Here is a 14,663-nt window from a genome sequence, read left to right as displayed (position 1 = left end):
CCAGCGACCTCCGGGGGCCAGGTGCCAGCACACGACAAGGGTCATGACGAACGACGCAGGGCCACGCTCGCCGCGGTGGCCCCGGGCACGGCGATCCGCGACGGACTGGAACGGATCCTGCGGGGACACACCGGCGGACTGATCGTGCTCGGCTACGACAAGCTCGTCGAGGAGGTGTGCTCGGGCGGGTTCGAGCTCGACGTCGAGTTCTCCGCCACCCGGCTGCGCGAGCTCGCCAAGATGGACGGCGCGATCGTGCTCGACGGCCACCACGCGCGGATCGTCCGGGCCGCGGTCCACCTCGTCCCGGACTCCACGATCCCCACCGAGGAGTCGGGGACCCGGCACCGTACGGCGGAGCGGGTCGCCCGCCAGGTCGGCTATCCGGTCATCTCGGTGAGCCAGTCGATGCACATCATCGCGCTCTACCTCGACGGCATCCGGTACGTCCTGGAGGACTCGGCGGCCATCCTGTCCAAGGCCAACCAGGCCCTGGCCACGCTCGAGCGCTACAAGCTGCGGCTCGACGAGGTCTCCGGCACGCTGTCGGCCCTGGAGATCGAGGACCTGGTGACGGTCCGCGACGTCAGCGCGGTCGTCCAGCGGCTGGAGATGGTCCGCCGGATCGCCGACGAGATCGAGGGCTACGTCGTCGAGCTGGGCACCGACGGCCGGCTGCTGTCGCTGCAGCTGGACGAGCTGGTCTCGGGCGTCGACGTCGACCGGGAGCTGATCGTCCGCGACTACCCGTCCCCGGACGCCCGCGACCGCGGCTTCGACGCCGTGCTGAGCGATCTCGACCTGCTGTCGGCCACCGAGCTGCTCGACCTGACCACGGTCGCCGAGGTGATGGGCTTCGCCGGCCCGGACGCCCTCGACCTGCCGGTCAGCCCCAAGGGCTACCGCCTGCTGGCCAAGGTGCCCCGGCTGCCCGGCCTGGTGGTCGAGCGCCTGGTGGAGCACTTCGGCGGGCTGCAGAAGCTGCTGGCGGCCAGCATCGACGACCTCCAAGGCGTCGGCGGGGTGGGCGAGTCCCGGGCCCGCAGCGTCCGTGAGGGCCTGTCCCGGCTGGCCGAGTCCTCGATCCTGGAACGCTACGTCTGACCCTGGAACGGCTGATCCTGGAACGGCTGATCCTGGAACGGTATGTGTGATCTTGGAATGGCATGTCTGATCCTGGAGCGGCGCGTCTAGTCCTGGAACGCCGCGTCTGACGGGCCGCTTTACTCCCCTGCCCTAATCACCCGTCGGTTGGGACCGCCGTACCGTACGGACCCGGATCTGTGACGCCCGTGGTGAGGCCGGCCTGTGGTGAGGCCGGCCCGGTGGTGGCCGGCAGGGGTCAGCGCAGCCGGAAGACCTGGGCCGGGGTCTTGACGATCTTCGAGTCGATGGTGGCGACGTAGGTGCCGGGCCGTGCCGATGGACGGGCGCCCGGGCAGTCCCCGGTGGTGCGCTTGCGGTCCCAGCTGACGATCTCGACGTACGGGATGCCCTTGCGCAGCGTACGGACGGACGAGCCGCGCCCTCGCGCGCAGGCCGCCGAGGACCAGACCTTGTCGGCACCCGACCTGATCCTGAGATCGAGATCTCCGGGCCCGACCCCGAACTCGCAGGCACGATCACCCGTGTTCACCGCGATCACCTGGAACCGTGGCCGCTCCCCCGGCCCGTACGTACGGCGGACGGTCGTCATCGTCACGACCACGGCCTCCGGATCGCAGGACCCGTCCTCGCGCTGCGCCTCCGCGCTCTTGGTCGGCGTGGCGGACGGCACCGCCGGCGGGATCGGCGTGCTCGCGGCCCCGGCCGCCGCCGCGCCCCGTACCGCCTCGCCTTCGCCGCCGGACCCGCAGGCCCACGCCAGCAGGCCGACCACGGCGAGGACCCCGGCGAGGACGGCCGCGCGCCGCCGCCAGTACTGCTCGGCGTCCAGTTCCTCTAGGTCACTTTCGGTGCCGGGTCCCATACGGTCAGTATGCGTTCTTTGATCTTGGTCTCGGTGGCGACCCGCCGTACGCGGGGCCCCGCCACATTGCCCGTGCCACAATGGCGGCCGACCATGAACACGACGTACACCCTCCCGATCCTCGGCTGGTACGAGGCGAACGCCCGCGAACTCCCCTGGCGGGAGCCGGGTGCCTCCCCCTGGGGCATCCTGGTCAGCGAGATCATGCTCCAGCAGACCCCGGTCGTCCGCGTACTGCCGGTCTGGCGCGAGTGGCTGGACCGCTGGCCCGAGCCCGCCTCACTGGCCGCCGAGCCGTCCGGAGAGGCCGTACGGGCCTGGGGGCGGCTCGGCTATCCCCGGCGCGCCCTGCGGCTCCATGAGAGCGCCAGAGCCATCGTGGAGCGGCATGGGGGCCAGGTGCCCTCATCCCATGACGACCTGCTGGCCCTGCCCGGCATCGGCGCGTACACCGCCGCCGCGGTCGCCAGCTTCGCCTACGGGCAGCGCCACGCCGTCCTGGACACCAACGTACGGCGCGTCCTGGCCCGGCTCTGCTCGGGCGAGGAGTACCCGCCCAAGGCCCAGACCAGGGCCGAGCTCCGGCTGGCCGAGTCCCTGCTCCCGCTCGATCCTCCGACGGCGGCCCGCTGGGCGGTCGCGGTCATGGAGCTGGGCGCCCTCGTCTGTACGGCCCGTTCCCCGCGGTGCGTCGACTGCCCTGTGATCGCCCAATGCGCCTGGCAACGCGCCGGCCGCCCCGCATACGCCGGCCCGCCCCGGCGCGGCCAGACCTACACGGGCACCGACCGCCAATGCCGGGGCCGCCTCCTGGCCATCCTGAGAGACGCCGAGGGCCCGGTAGAGAAGGCCCTGCTGGACGTCGTCTGGACGGATGCCGTCCAGCGGGAGCGCGCCCTGGACGCCCTTGTGAGCGACGGCCTGGTCGACCCCTTGGACGACGGCCGATACGCCCTCCCCACCTGACTCAAGCTGCGGCGTTCTCTGCCCGGGCGTCCACAGCGGGGGGAGCGGCTACCAGCAGCGCGGTGAGCATGATGGGAGCTGCCGTCTGGTATCCGATCCATACCTCGCCCCCGGCACTGCCTCCCTGCCAGGCCATCAGCAGGCCGACAAGCGTCGCCAGCACCCAGCCGCTGTCGTAGAGGACCATCAGCCGAAGGTAAGTGCGCATCGAGCGGCTGCGCACGTACCTGATCTCGACTCCACCGCCTATCAGCAGGGCAACACCGGCGACGACCATCAGCCAGGTGGACACTCCGAGCAACTCACCGAACCCGCCGGCGCCGATGATGAAGGCGGCACCGAGCATCACCTTGACGGCGCCGTCGGCGATGGCCCCCACCCGGTGGGTCGTCGACGATGCCACGGCCTCGGCTCGCGTCATGAGTGCTCCTCCCGGGGACAGCCGTCCCGATCCCGTAATGTGATTACTAGAATAACGGGATTATGAGAATGACGAGAGCGGAGACCAAGGAACGCAACCGCCGCGCGCTGCTCGATGCCGCCTTCCGGGTCATCTCCCGAGACGGGCACCGCGCCAAGCTCGAGGAGATCGCGGAGCGGGCCGACCTGACCACCGGTGCCGTCTACTCGCTGTTCGGCAGCAAGACCGGCCTGGTGGTCGCCGTGGTCGCCGACCACCTGCAGCCGCACTATGAGGAGATCGACCAAGCGATCCCCGCTGACGTGGGCCTCCTTGAAGCGGTCGACGCCTTTGCCCGGTACTACCGGCGCAGTTGCGACGCCCCGGACGCGCTGTCCGGCCTGTCATTGCAGATCACCCTGCTGGACATGGCGCTGCACGACCCTGAGCTGAGCTCCCAGCTCGCCGCCTCGGTCCGGGCACAGGAGAGCCACCTGATCGCACTGTTCACCGGCAGGTCGTACGACGGGAAGGTCGTAACGTCACATCAGGCGCAGCGCCTGGTCACCGCGCTCAGGGCGCTGTTCATCGGCCTCAGCCAGGGCATCGCTCTCGGCCTCGCCCCCAGTGCCGATGAGCAGTACTTCGCCGACGCCGCCCGCGCCCTGGTGTCCGGCTCGGCCCTCACTGATCAAGAACATCCGGCTCCGCGGAGTCTGTGAGGAATGTCGTGGCCCGTTCGAGGCGCCCACGGTGGACGAGGCACGGCTACGCACCCTCACCGTGAACGGGATCCTCGGCCGCCGCGGGGCCGGCTCGCGGCGGCCGAGACCGTGCGCGTGTGTCCGAGTACCTCTGGACGGTTTCTACGCGTCGCCGGCCTGATCGCCGGACACCTCCGGGGCGAACTGGGAACGCGACACCCCGGCCGCCTGCCCGATCTCCTCCGCGGTGGCGGCCCCTGACGCCGCCTCGGCCCAGGCATCGACCGTACGCAGCGCGTACCTCTGGACCGGCAGGGAGTTCTCCCACGCCACGGGGTCCGCTACGACCTCGCCGTCCAGATGCAGCCCCAGACCGAGGAACGCGATGTCCCAGCCGGGGCCGACATAGAGCGCGCCTGCGGCGTTCCCGGCGAGTTCCAGAGGAACGGAATGCTCCAGAACGAGCTCGGTGCCCTTCTCCTCGGACGTGAGCCGTACCTCCACCAGGCTGGTCTCGCCGCCATAGCTGACCTGCAGCAGGCCGGGCGGCTCGCAGCGCAGGATCTCGCCGCCCGCGTTGTCCTTGAACTGGAAGGACCCTCCGGCCCGCAACTCCCCCTCGATGGGCAGGAACCAGCGGCTCAGCCTCGTGGCATCGGTGATCGCGTCCCAGAGGTCCTCGATCGGCGTGGCGTAGCTGCGGCGCATCCGCACCACGACCGTCTCCTCGTCCCGGACGACCTCGCGCCGCACGGCCCCCAGGGCATCGGCGAAGTCCATCTTCGTTCACCTCCAGTGTCGACTTATATAAGCATAGCCTGATACTCGCCTCTGAGGGACGCGGTCGCCGGTTTTCGCGGCGCACGTCCTGCGGCGGCTCGAACCGCGGCCCGTACATGGAAATCGGCTGAAACGGCCGAAGCGCGACGGCTAGCTTGAGCCGGTGCGCGACCTACTGAGGCTGCCCAAGGCCCACCTCCACGTTCATCTGGAAAGCTCCGTCCGGTGGACGACCCTCCGGGAGATCGGGAAGGCCAACGGGCTCGCTTTCCCCGAGCACCTGGCGGCGGGGCATTCGTTCGGTGGGTTCGCCGACTTCTTCGCGCAGAACGACCTCGTACGGGCCTCCCTCGTCCGCGCCGAGGACTTCCGCCGGATCGCCTACGAATACTGCGAGGACGAGGCCGCGCAGGGCACTCGCTACGCGGAGGTGTCCTTCACGGCCGCCGCCCACGGCGAACGGCTCGGCGACCTGGAAATGCCGCTGGCCGCCGTACTGGAGGGCTTGGCCAGGGGACGGGACGACTTCGGCATCGAGTTCCGCGTGATTCTGGACCACTCCCGGCGCCGTTCCGTGGAACGTGCCTGGCGCACCTTGGACCTGGCCCTGCGGTACGACGATGTCGTCGCGATCGGGCTCGCCGGCGACGAGTCCTATCCGGGCGACCCGTTCACCGAGGTCTTCCAGACGGCCCGCGAGAAGGGGCTCCACGTCGTCCACCACGCGGGTGAGGCGGAAGGGGCGGCCAGCATCCGCCAGGCCATCACGACGGGCCGTACGGAGCGCCTAGGGCACGGCATTCGCATCCTCGACGACCCCGACCTGGTGGCCGAGGTACGGGAACGGCGCCTTCCTCTGGAGGTGTGCCCCTCGTCCAACGTGGCCCTCGGATTCGCCCCCTCCCTGGCCGAGCACCCCCTTCAGCGCCTGCGCGAGGAGGGGCTCCTCGTGACCCTCAACACCGACATCCCCTGCATGACCGGGATCCCGCTGGCGCAGGAGTACACCCTCGTACGCGACACGTTCGGCTACGACGATTCCGTTCTCGCCGACTTGGCACGCGCAGGCGTAGAGGCGTCCTTCGCCCCCATGGAGATCAAGACGCGCCTCAACGCCGAGATAGGCGTCTGGCTGCGAACCTGACCGTCGAGCCCGACCGTCCCAGATGCGAGAAGGGCCCGTACCGGTGGACGGTACGGGCCCTTCGCACGGGCTGGGACGGATCAGTCCTTGTTGATTCAGTCCTTGTTGAAGTTGACCGCGCCCTCGATCGGGGGCGGGCTGTCGGGAACGGTGGAGGGCTTGGGAACACCCTTGAAGGTGAACTTGGCCTCCTCGCCGCTGCCCTCGACGCCCACGATCACGATCTGGCCGGACTGCAGCTCCTTGTAGAGGATCTTCTCCGAGAGCTGGTCCTCGATCTCGCGCTGGATCGTGCGGCGCAGCGGCCGCGCGCCCAGCACCGGGTCGTAACCGCGCTCGGCCAGCAGGTCCTTGGCCTCCTGCCGCACCTCCAGGCCCATGTCCCGGTCCTTGAGCCGCTCGTCGACCTTGGCGACCATCAGATCCACGATCTGGATGATCTCCGCCGGCGTCAGCTGGTGGAACACCACCGTGTCATCGACACGGTTGAGGAACTCGGGCCGGAAGTGCTGCTTGAGCTCCTCGCCCACCTTCGACTTCATCCGGTCGTACGAGCCCTGCTCGTCATTGGACCGGCTGAAGCCGAGGGACTGGCCCTTGGAGATGTCGCGGGTTCCCAGGTTCGTGGTCATGATGATCACGGTGTTCTTGAAGTCCACCACCCGGCCCTGGGCGTCGGTCAGCCGACCGTCCTCCAGGATCTGCAGCAGCGAGTTGAAGATGTCCTGGTGCGCCTTCTCGATCTCATCGAACAGCACCACCGAGAACGGCTTGCGCCGCACCTTCTCGGTCAGCTGCCCGCCCTCCTCGTACCCGACATAGCCGGGAGGAGAACCGAACAGCCGCGAGACCGTGTGCTTCTCCATGAACTCCGACATGTCCAGCTGGATCAGCGCGTCCTCATCACCGAACAGGAACTCGGCGAGGGTCTTGGACAGCTCGGTCTTACCGACACCGGACGGGCCGGCGAAGATGAACGAGCCGCCAGGACGCTTCGGGTCCTTGAGTCCGGCGCGGGTACGGCGGATCGACTGGGAGAGCGCTCGTATGGCGTCCTCCTGGCCGATGACGCGCTTGTGGAGCTCGCCCTCCATGTTGAGGAGCCGGCTGGACTCCTCCTCGGTGAGCTTGAAGACCGGGATACCGGTGGCGGTGGCCAGGACCTCGGCGATCAGCTCCTCGGTCACCTCCGCCACGACGTCCATGTCGCCGGCCTTCCACTCCTTCTCCCGCTGCGCCTTCTGCGCCAGGAGCTGCTTCTCGGAGTCGCGGAGCGCGGCCGCCTTCTCGAAGTCCTGGGCGTCGATCGCCGATTCCTTCTCGCGGCGGACGTCGGCGATCTTCTCGTCGTACTCGCGCAGGTCCGGCGGCGCGGTCATCCGGCGGATCCGCATCCGGGATCCGGCCTCGTCGATCAGGTCGATCGCCTTGTCGGGCAGGAACCGGTCGCTGATGTAGCGGTCGGCCAGCTGCGCGGCGGAGACCAGCGCGGCGTCGGTGATCGAGACGCGGTGGTGCGCCTCGTACCGGTCCCGCAGGCCCTTGAGGATCTCGATCGTGTGGCTGAGCGACGGCTCGGCCACCTGGATCGGCTGGAAGCGCCGCTCCAGCGCCGCGTCCTTCTCCAGGTGCTTGCGGTACTCGTCCAGCGTCGTCGCGCCGATGGTCTGCAGCTCGCCGCGGGCCAGCATCGGCTTGAGGATGCTGGCGGCGTCGATCGCGCCCTCGGCCGCGCCCGCTCCGACGAGCGTGTGCAGCTCGTCGATGAACAGGATGATGTCGCCGCGGGTGCGGATCTCCTTGAGGACCTTCTTCAGCCGTTCCTCGAAGTCACCGCGGTAGCGGGAACCGGCGACCAGCGCGCCGAGGTCGAGGGTGTAGAGCTGCTTGTCCTTCAGGGTCTCGGGCACCTCGCCCTTGACGATCTTCTGGGCCAGGCCCTCGACGACGGCCGTCTTGCCGACGCCGGGCTCGCCCACCAGTACCGGGTTGTTCTTGGTACGGCGGGACAGCACCTGCATGACCCGCTCGATCTCCTTGTCCCGGCCGATGACCGGGTCGAGCTTGCCCTCCCGGGCCGCCTGGGTCAGGTTGCGGCCGAACTGGTCGAGCACCAGCGAGGTGGACGGCGTGGCCTCGGCAGGACCGCCGGAGGCGGCGGGCTCCTTGCCCTGGTAGCCGTGCAGCAGCTGGATGACCTGCTGGCGGACCCGGTTGAGATCGGCCCCCAGCTTGACCAGCACCTGGGCGGCGACGCCCTCACCCTCGCGGATCAGCCCCAGCAGGATGTGCTCGGTACCGATGTAGTTGTGGCCGAGCTGCAGCGCCTCGCGCAACGACAGCTCCAGCACCTTCTTGGCGCGCGGAGTGAACGGGATGTGCCCCGAAGGCGCCTGCTGGCCCTGGCCGATGATCTCCTCGACCTGCTGGCGGACCGCCTCCAGGCTGATCCCCAGGCTCTCGAGCGCCTTGGCGGCCACACCCTCGCCCTCGTGGATCAGACCAAGGAGGATGTGCTCGGTACCGATGTAGTTGTGGTTGAGCATCCTGGCTTCTTCTTGAGCCAGGACGACAACCCGCCGCGCGCGGTCGGTGAACCTCTCGAACATCTCGTCGCTCCTCACAGAGCGGTTGGTCAGAGTCCGGGATGTCCGAACCTGTCCTTCCGCATGCTAGCCCGCCCCGAGGAGGCCGCCCGGTGCACTCCCACCAGGAGACGTTCCCCAGCTAAGCGCTGTTCAGTCTCATCCAACTACCGCCCCGGCGTGTCATGTTCCCGCTACGCCGCAAGCGAACGGGAGCTTTTCGCAGGTCGTTCATGGCGCTCGCAGGAAGGCTCATGACGACCGGCACGATGGCCGCTGGAGACCTGTCTACCTCACCCCGGCCGGAACAACCCGCAGATCTCTACGCCACAAGCGAACGGCCCCTCTCCTGTGGGGAATCGAGCCCCACGGGAGACGGGCCGTCACAGGCGAGGCGTCTCAGTGGGCGGCCTCATACTTCTCGATCACATTGGCCGGGATGCGGCCGCGCTCATTGACCTTGATGCCATGGTCCTTGGCCCAGGCACGGATCTCGGCGCTGCGCTCGCGACTCGACGCGCCGCGCTGGCGGCGACGGCGGGTGGTGGCGCCGGCCTTACGGGACTTCTCCACGAACGGCTGCAGGGAATCCCGCAGCTTCTTTGCGTTGGCGCTACTGAGGTCGATCTCGTAGGAGGCGCCGTCGATCGAGAACGCTACGGTCTCGTCCGCCTCGCCACCGTCGAGGTCGTCGACGAGAAGCACCTGAACCTTCTGTGCCATGGGGACAGACCTTTCAGCTGGAGCAAACTGCATTCGGTTGACAAAGATATACCGCGATGCTTGCCGATGACAATTCAACACCCGACATGAAGTTGCTTGCCTGCCGGTAACTCCTCGTAATCGGGGCTCGCGGAATCCGGCAGGCGGGCGATACGCGGCGGCAAGGGCCGATACGCGGGGGCTCGCGGCGCGAGGGTTCGCCCGCCCGATGGGACGGTGTATGTATTTTGTCCCGTCGCGGGCGGCCGCCCGGATTTTCGGGTGACGGAGGTCACCCGAGAGTCCGCGACCAGCGAGACGATCATGCATTGGACCGGTTTCCCGGTCCGCCGGAGCTTTCCCGGCCCGTACCGCGGCCCGCCGGCCCGGCCGGAATTGGGCCGGTCACCACCTTAACCGGGAGGGCAACACCACCCCCCGGCCATCGATTAACCCTGACGTAACGGCACTAACCACGCCGTCCCGTGCATTCCACAGGGATGCACGGCAGGACGCGCCACCCGGACGGCATGCCGATCACCCCGGTCCACCGGGGGTCGTACATGGATACCGGTGCCGGGGATGTCGGCGAAATCCGTTGCCATCTCGGGGTCACGGCCTGGAACTGGTCCGCGGTCGGGTACGGCGCGGGCGACTCTACTGCATACCGATAACAGTGGATAAGTCCTCAATGTCGTTACTCAACTCCCGCGGCGTCCACTCATCTCCCGCGTCACTCATCTCCCGCGCCGTCAGAGCGATCGTTGCTTCACGACGGTGCGCTTCACGACGGCGCTTCACGACGTGCGCTTCACGACGATCGTGCCGGCAAGCCGGTCGTGCAACGCCTGGCGCCGGCCGCCCTCGTACATCATGGCCGCGTTCCCCACCCAGAACAGACCGGCGATCAGACCGAACACCGGCACTGGCCGTACGCCAATAGGAAGCGCATAGAGCGCCGTCCGAAGGAGGGAACGGCCGGCGCCCGGCCGCGAGACGTCCAAACCGCCTGAAACGCCCTCTGCCGCCCTCTGGGACACGACTTCGATACCGGCGAAGCGTTTGCCCAAAGTCCGGCCCCACAGGGCCAGCTGAATCCACTCGTACAGAAGCAGGAACCCCGCGACCGCCGGTGGCGCGACGATATCGACATCGGTGGGCGGCACGGTCTCGCGAACGGCCAGCATCACCGGAAGGCCCACCACGAGCGTGTCGACTATCCGGGCCACGAGCCGCTGTGCCGGCTCGGCCATGAGCGGCTCGGCCATGACCGGCTCAGCAGGAAGCCCGGGCGCGCCCGCGGGCCGCCCGGGCTCCTCGTCGGAAAGCGGGCCGGCCCCCGGTGCCTGATCCGCAGCCATCCCGCTCTGCTCCTCTGCTCGCCTCTACTCGCCGTACTGGGTGTATCCGGTGCCCTCGTCGCCCTCGGTGTACTCCACGCGCTCGTCGATCACGAGCGTGCCGGAGAACCGGTCGTGCAGGGACTGGTGGAGCGGCTGGTCCCAGATCGCCCACAGGTGGGCCATCACGACGCCGATGAAGACCAGGAGCACCCCGTACGCGAAGTACTCCCACACCATGACGGCCAGAACGAGGAAGAAGAAGATCCCCAACTGGTAGGCGACGTGGACGATTCCCGCGCGCCAGACCGCCTGGGTCGTCGTCACGGCGTCCCCTGCGGGCCGCACCTGAACGACGCCGACATGCATCACGCGCTTGCCGATCGTGCGGCCCCACATGGAGAGCTGCACCGCTTCGTAGATGAACGGCAGCACCGACATGACGGCGAAGAGGGTGAAGATGATGGGCCAATTCCAGACACCGCCCTCGGTGTCGGTCTTGCTCCCGGCGCTGCCGAGGCCGATCGTTCCGATGGCGATCGGCAGCACGAGCGCGAAGCCGAACACCGCGACGAGCGCGTTGTCGATAAGGCGTGCGCCGGCACGCCGGAGAATGGGCGCCAGCGGCAGGCTCGCGGCCTCGGAGACGTCGTCGTACCCGCCGCCCTGGTACCCGTAGCCCTGATCATGCGCGGGCTGCTGCTGCCAGTTCTGCTGCGGCGGCTGCTGGTTCTGCCATTGCGGGGCCGGCTGCTGTTGTTGCGGTTGCTGCCATTGGGAACCCTGATAGGGCGGCGGCGGGCCCTGCGCGCCGTACCCCTGAGGCGGCTGGCCCGGCGGCTGGTACGGCCTGCCGCGGCGGGGGGATCTACTCATCGGTCAGTCCTCCAGGCGAAGCAACATCCGGGTATTGCCCAAGGTATTCGGCTTGACCCGGTCGAGGTCCAGGAACTCTGCCACGCCTTCGTCGTAGGAGCGGAGGAGTTCTTCGTACACCTCGGGCGAAACCGGAGTCCCCAGGATCGGGCGGAACCCGTGCCGCCCGAAGAACTCCACCTCGAAGGTAAGACAGAACACCCGCTCCACGCCCAGTTCCCTGGCCGTTTCGAGAAGCCGGGCGACGATCCGGTGCCCGATGCCGCGGCCCACCTGATCGCGGTCGACCGCGACCGAACGGACCTCAGCAAGGTCCTCCCACATCACGTGCAGGGCACCGCATCCGATGATCCGCCCCGGTTCCGTTCCGGTGGCAGGTTCCGTTCCGGCGGCGGGTTCCATTCCGGCGGCAGGGCCCGTTCCGGCGGCCGGCTCCTCGGCGACCCAGAATTCCTGGACGTCCTCGAAGAGCTTGACCGTGGCCTTCCGCAGCAGGCGCCGTCCGGAACCGGCGTACAGGCCCACGAGCCGGCTGATCTGCTGAACGTCGGCGGTACGGGCACGCCTGATCACCACTTCCACAAACAGGCCACGCTATAGGAGGCCCGGAGCCATCGGAGGCCCGGGCCGGGTCGGAACGGCGGGTGACATCGGCAAAGCGTCCCGGGGCGATGCCGCAAAGTGATAGAAACCACAGCAAGGTCCGCGCAGCACAAACGGACACTCTTCTCAAATCGCCGGATGGCACCTGGGATTTCCCGGGTTCTGGTTGGCACCGCCTGGTGACTCCGTTAGTCTCCTGCGCTGGTATCGGCCGACCGTGATCAGCGAGCTGCACCGGCCCCAAAGCCGTCAGCCACCCGGTAGGCGGACAGGAGGAGAATCGGTGAAATCATTCGCCCGGGCGAGCCTGGTACGGATGTGCACGGTACGGGTGAGCACGGTACGGGCGGGCGCGCTCGCCGGCGTGCTGGCCGCCGCCTCGTTCCTCACGGTCCCCGCGGTCCACGCGGACCCCGAGCCCACCACCAAGGAGCTCGAGGCCGAAGCGCACAAGCTCGCCGACAAGCTCGAACAGCTCACCGAGCAGTACAACGGGCTGCGGGTGAAGCTCCAGCAGTCACAGCGGGCCGCCAAGGTCGCCACCGACAACGCCAAGCGGCAGGAGGACTCGCTGCAGGGCATCCGGGACAAGGTCGGCACCCTGGCCGCCACCAGCTACATGCAGGGCGGCGCCGATCCGACCGTCTCGTTCCTCGCCGCCCAGGACCCGCAGGCCATGCTCGACCAGGCCGCCACGCTGCGGTACTTCGCCGAGCAGGAGGGCACCCAGGCCGCGAGCATGATCCGGGCCATGCAGTCGGCCCAGCGCGCCCGCAAGTCCGCCGAGGAGCGTGCCAAGCAGGTCGGGAAGCTGCGCGGCGACCTCGAGGCGCAGCGCAAGAAGGTCACCACGCTCTACGAGAAGGTGCGCGGCAAGCTCGTCAAGAAGGACCCCACGCAGCTCGCCAAGCTCCCCGTCGTCGGCTCCGGTAAGGCCGCCCAGGCGCTCCGGCTGGCGATGGGCAAGATCGGCCGCCCGTACGTGTGGGGCGCCGCCGGTCCCAGCACCTTCGACTGCTCCGGCCTGATCATGTGGGCGTACGGGAAGGTCGGCATCAGCCTGCCGCACTACACCGGCAGCCAGTGGAACGCGGGCACGCACATCTCCCGCGACAAGCTCCAGCCGGGCGATCTGGTGTTCTTCTACTCCGACCTGCACCATGTCGGCATGTACGTGGGCGACGGCAAGATGCTGCACGCCCCGCAGACCGGTGACGTCGTGAAGATCGCTCCCATCGGGGGCCGCCCCTTCGCCGGCGCGGTCCGGGTCGCCTGACCCGAGACGGCGGCACGGACGGGCCGATCCGAGGGCGAGCGGCCTTGCCTGAGGCGGCTGTACGGATGGGCCTGGCCTGAAGGCGGGCGGTACGGGCCGCCTGGCCAGGGGCCGGGGACGGGGCCGGGGCTTGTCTCACAGTGGCCTCAGCCACGGCGCGAGCGCGTTACCTGGCCGGTGAGGCGATGCCGAAGGCGAGCGTCATCGGGCAGATCGCGGAGCGATGCCGCGCTCGCACAAGGCACGGTCACGGTGCGAGCCGCCAGGCGAGCGCCGTGGGCCGGGGCTTAATGAACACAGCCGCCAGGCGAGCGCCGTGGGCCGGGGCTTTGAGACAGAGGGAGTTCTGGCGGGGGGCCTTAGCCAGGGGTAACCAGGGGGTAAGGGGAACAACGTCCGCGGCGACGCCTCTGCAGGGACCTACCTGCCAGGGGGCGGCGTCGCCGCCACGGGGGGACGGAGTTCGCGTGTCGGCTGTGATCCATCGGGTTCCGCCCGCCTCCTCCCGGCGGGCGAGGGCGCGCTCCTGAGCGGAGCTCCCCTTAGATGAGCTGCCTACGGGCCGCCCACACAACGGCCTCGATAGGGGTGTTGACCTCGAGCCGGTCGCAGATCGTCCGCAGCCGGCGCCGCAGGGTCCGGGCGCTCAACTCGAGCTTGCGTGCCGCCACATCGGCTGTGACACCGCTGGCGATCTGCGCGAGCAGGCGTAGCTCCTCCTCGTTCAGTCGCGAGTCGTCGGTGACACGACGTGCGAGTGTGGCCTGTTCCACTCCGTCCTCCCTCGTCCGTGATGACCGCGGGGATGCAGTCCTTCGCTACACAGGCACGGGTAGGCCTCGATCTGTACGCGTCGGTTGCCGGGTCCGGAGTCTCCGGACGTTGATCATCGATTCTGCTGCCGAAGCGGGTGCTTGGCCGGACGTGGCCGATGGGCCGATTGGCGGGCGCCATCGGGGAACTCCGGGTGACGATGCACACGTTGGCCAACCGAACACGGACGCACCTTCGGGCGCGAGGGGCGTGCCCACGATGACGTGGACGACCCCGCCGGGAAGGAGAGCGCCTTGCCAGAGACGGGCCTCGATCGCCAGCCATCTGCACCCGTCCCTTCTCGTCCGATCGTCCGACACCTTCGTTCCGGCCGTGAACGAAGATCGTGAATCGTTTCAAGCTACGCTTCGGCTCGGAACGCTAGGCGGCCGGATCCGGCCCGTCAAGCGCCGGTTCGGCACTATGTGTAGGCGTTTGTATGCATGGTGTGACCCGCGGTACGGGGGTATCCAGCGGGAAACTCGATAACCTGCGAAAACAGGCC

General features: G+C 68.7%; 14 protein-coding genes. 5 read left to right on the top strand and 9 right to left on the bottom strand.

Annotation, left to right across the window (positions count from 1 at the left end; all coding sequences use genetic code 11):
* Positions 1–21: 21 nt before the first annotated feature.
* Complete coding sequence (gene disA, locus ACH34Q_RS18090; RefSeq protein ID WP_395984118.1) at positions 22–1,104, top strand: DNA integrity scanning diadenylate cyclase DisA; 1,083 nt, start codon at positions 22–24, stop codon at positions 1,102–1,104.
* A gap of 238 nt (positions 1,105–1,342) precedes the next feature.
* On the opposite strand, the gene ACH34Q_RS18085 is transcribed toward disA, so the two are convergent.
* Entirely contained in the window at positions 1,343–1,969 is a 627-nt protein-coding gene (locus tag ACH34Q_RS18085) for a hypothetical protein (protein WP_395984117.1), read from the bottom strand.
* A gap of 93 nt (positions 1,970–2,062) precedes the next feature.
* On the opposite strand from ACH34Q_RS18085, the gene ACH34Q_RS18080 reads away from it, so the two are divergent.
* Positions 2,063–2,935: an A/G-specific adenine glycosylase gene (locus tag ACH34Q_RS18080; protein WP_395984116.1), complete on the top strand. Its 873-nt coding sequence runs from the start codon at positions 2,063–2,065 to the stop codon at positions 2,933–2,935.
* A 1-nt stretch (position 2,936) separates the two neighbouring features.
* On the opposite strand, the gene ACH34Q_RS18075 is transcribed toward ACH34Q_RS18080, so the two are convergent.
* A complete protein-coding gene (locus ACH34Q_RS18075; RefSeq protein ID WP_395984115.1) occupies positions 2,937–3,356 on the bottom strand; it encodes a hypothetical protein in 420 nt (139 codons plus the stop codon).
* A 68-nt stretch (positions 3,357–3,424) separates the two neighbouring features.
* Here ACH34Q_RS18075 and ACH34Q_RS18070 point away from each other — a divergent pair, with 68 nt between their 5' ends.
* Positions 3,425–4,057, top strand: coding sequence for a TetR/AcrR family transcriptional regulator (locus tag ACH34Q_RS18070; RefSeq protein ID WP_395984114.1), 633 nt, complete (start codon positions 3,425–3,427; stop codon positions 4,055–4,057).
* 144 nt (positions 4,058–4,201) lie between these two features.
* Here the strand turns inward: ACH34Q_RS18070 and ACH34Q_RS18065 are convergent, their stop codons facing one another.
* Positions 4,202–4,819, bottom strand: a complete 618-nt coding sequence (locus tag ACH34Q_RS18065) for an SRPBCC family protein (RefSeq protein WP_395984113.1) — start codon at positions 4,817–4,819, stop codon at positions 4,202–4,204.
* A 163-nt stretch (positions 4,820–4,982) separates the two neighbouring features.
* Here ACH34Q_RS18065 and add point away from each other — a divergent pair, with 163 nt between their 5' ends.
* Entirely contained in the window at positions 4,983–5,963 is a 981-nt protein-coding gene (gene add, locus ACH34Q_RS18060) for an adenosine deaminase (protein ID WP_395984112.1), read from the top strand.
* Between the two features lie 95 nt (positions 5,964–6,058).
* On the opposite strand, the gene ACH34Q_RS18055 is transcribed toward add, so the two are convergent.
* From ACH34Q_RS18055 to ACH34Q_RS18035, 5 genes are all read right to left on the bottom strand, one after another.
* Positions 6,059–8,572: an ATP-dependent Clp protease ATP-binding subunit gene (locus ACH34Q_RS18055; RefSeq protein ID WP_395984111.1), complete on the bottom strand. Its 2,514-nt coding sequence runs from the start codon at positions 8,570–8,572 to the stop codon at positions 6,059–6,061.
* Between the two features lie 375 nt (positions 8,573–8,947).
* Positions 8,948–9,271 carry an Lsr2 family protein gene (locus tag ACH34Q_RS18050; protein WP_197009256.1) on the bottom strand — a complete coding sequence of 108 codons (324 nt, stop codon included), beginning with the start codon at positions 9,269–9,271 and terminating at the stop codon, positions 8,948–8,950.
* Positions 9,272–10,047: 776 nt separating this feature from the next.
* Positions 10,048–10,611, bottom strand: a complete 564-nt coding sequence (locus tag ACH34Q_RS18045) for an RDD family protein (protein WP_395984110.1) — start codon at positions 10,609–10,611, stop codon at positions 10,048–10,050.
* Positions 10,612–10,635: 24 nt separating this feature from the next.
* The gene (locus tag ACH34Q_RS18040; protein WP_395984109.1) at positions 10,636–11,466 is read right to left on the bottom strand and encodes an RDD family protein; all 831 of its coding nucleotides are present in this window, start codon (positions 11,464–11,466) and stop codon (positions 10,636–10,638) included.
* Positions 11,467–11,469: 3 nt separating this feature from the next.
* A complete protein-coding gene (locus tag ACH34Q_RS18035) occupies positions 11,470–12,048 on the bottom strand; it encodes an amino-acid N-acetyltransferase (protein WP_395984108.1) in 579 nt (192 codons plus the stop codon).
* Positions 12,049–12,352: 304 nt separating this feature from the next.
* Here ACH34Q_RS18035 and ACH34Q_RS18030 point away from each other — a divergent pair, with 304 nt between their 5' ends.
* Positions 12,353–13,345: an NlpC/P60 family protein gene (locus ACH34Q_RS18030; protein WP_395984107.1), complete on the top strand. Its 993-nt coding sequence runs from the start codon at positions 12,353–12,355 to the stop codon at positions 13,343–13,345.
* Positions 13,346–13,887: 542 nt separating this feature from the next.
* Here ACH34Q_RS18030 and ACH34Q_RS18025 read toward each other — a convergent pair.
* Complete coding sequence (locus tag ACH34Q_RS18025; RefSeq protein WP_395984106.1) at positions 13,888–14,118, bottom strand: LuxR family transcriptional regulator; 231 nt, start codon at positions 14,116–14,118, stop codon at positions 13,888–13,890.
* Positions 14,119–14,663 lie beyond the last annotated feature (545 nt).

This window comes from Actinomadura sp. 9N407, assembly GCF_044326315.1.
GTDB lineage: Bacteria > Actinomycetota > Actinomycetes > Streptosporangiales > Streptosporangiaceae > Spirillospora.
This window is presented reverse-complemented; position numbering and strand designations above follow the sequence as displayed.

Excerpts from the sequence above, each read along its gene's own strand:
- ACH34Q_RS18070 (WP_395984114.1), top strand. The coding sequence starts at position 3,425 with ATGACGAGAGCGGAGACCAAGGAACGCAACCGCCGCGCGCTGCTCGAT.
- ACH34Q_RS18045 (WP_395984110.1), bottom strand. The coding sequence starts at position 10,611 with ATGGCTGCGGATCAGGCACCGGGGGCCGGCCCGCTTTCCGACGAGGAG.
- ACH34Q_RS18055 (WP_395984111.1), bottom strand. The coding sequence starts at position 8,572 with ATGTTCGAGAGGTTCACCGACCGCGCGCGGCGGGTTGTCGTCCTGGCT.
- ACH34Q_RS18085 (WP_395984117.1), bottom strand. The coding sequence starts at position 1,969 with ATGGGACCCGGCACCGAAAGTGACCTAGAGGAACTGGACGCCGAGCAG.
- ACH34Q_RS18065 (WP_395984113.1), bottom strand. The coding sequence starts at position 4,819 with ATGGACTTCGCCGATGCCCTGGGGGCCGTGCGGCGCGAGGTCGTCCGG.
- ACH34Q_RS18080 (WP_395984116.1), top strand. The coding sequence starts at position 2,063 with ATGAACACGACGTACACCCTCCCGATCCTCGGCTGGTACGAGGCGAAC.
- ACH34Q_RS18050 (WP_197009256.1), bottom strand. The coding sequence starts at position 9,271 with ATGGCACAGAAGGTTCAGGTGCTTCTCGTCGACGACCTCGACGGTGGC.
- ACH34Q_RS18040 (WP_395984109.1), bottom strand. The coding sequence starts at position 11,466 with ATGAGTAGATCCCCCCGCCGCGGCAGGCCGTACCAGCCGCCGGGCCAG.
- ACH34Q_RS18075 (WP_395984115.1), bottom strand. The coding sequence starts at position 3,356 with ATGACGCGAGCCGAGGCCGTGGCATCGTCGACGACCCACCGGGTGGGG.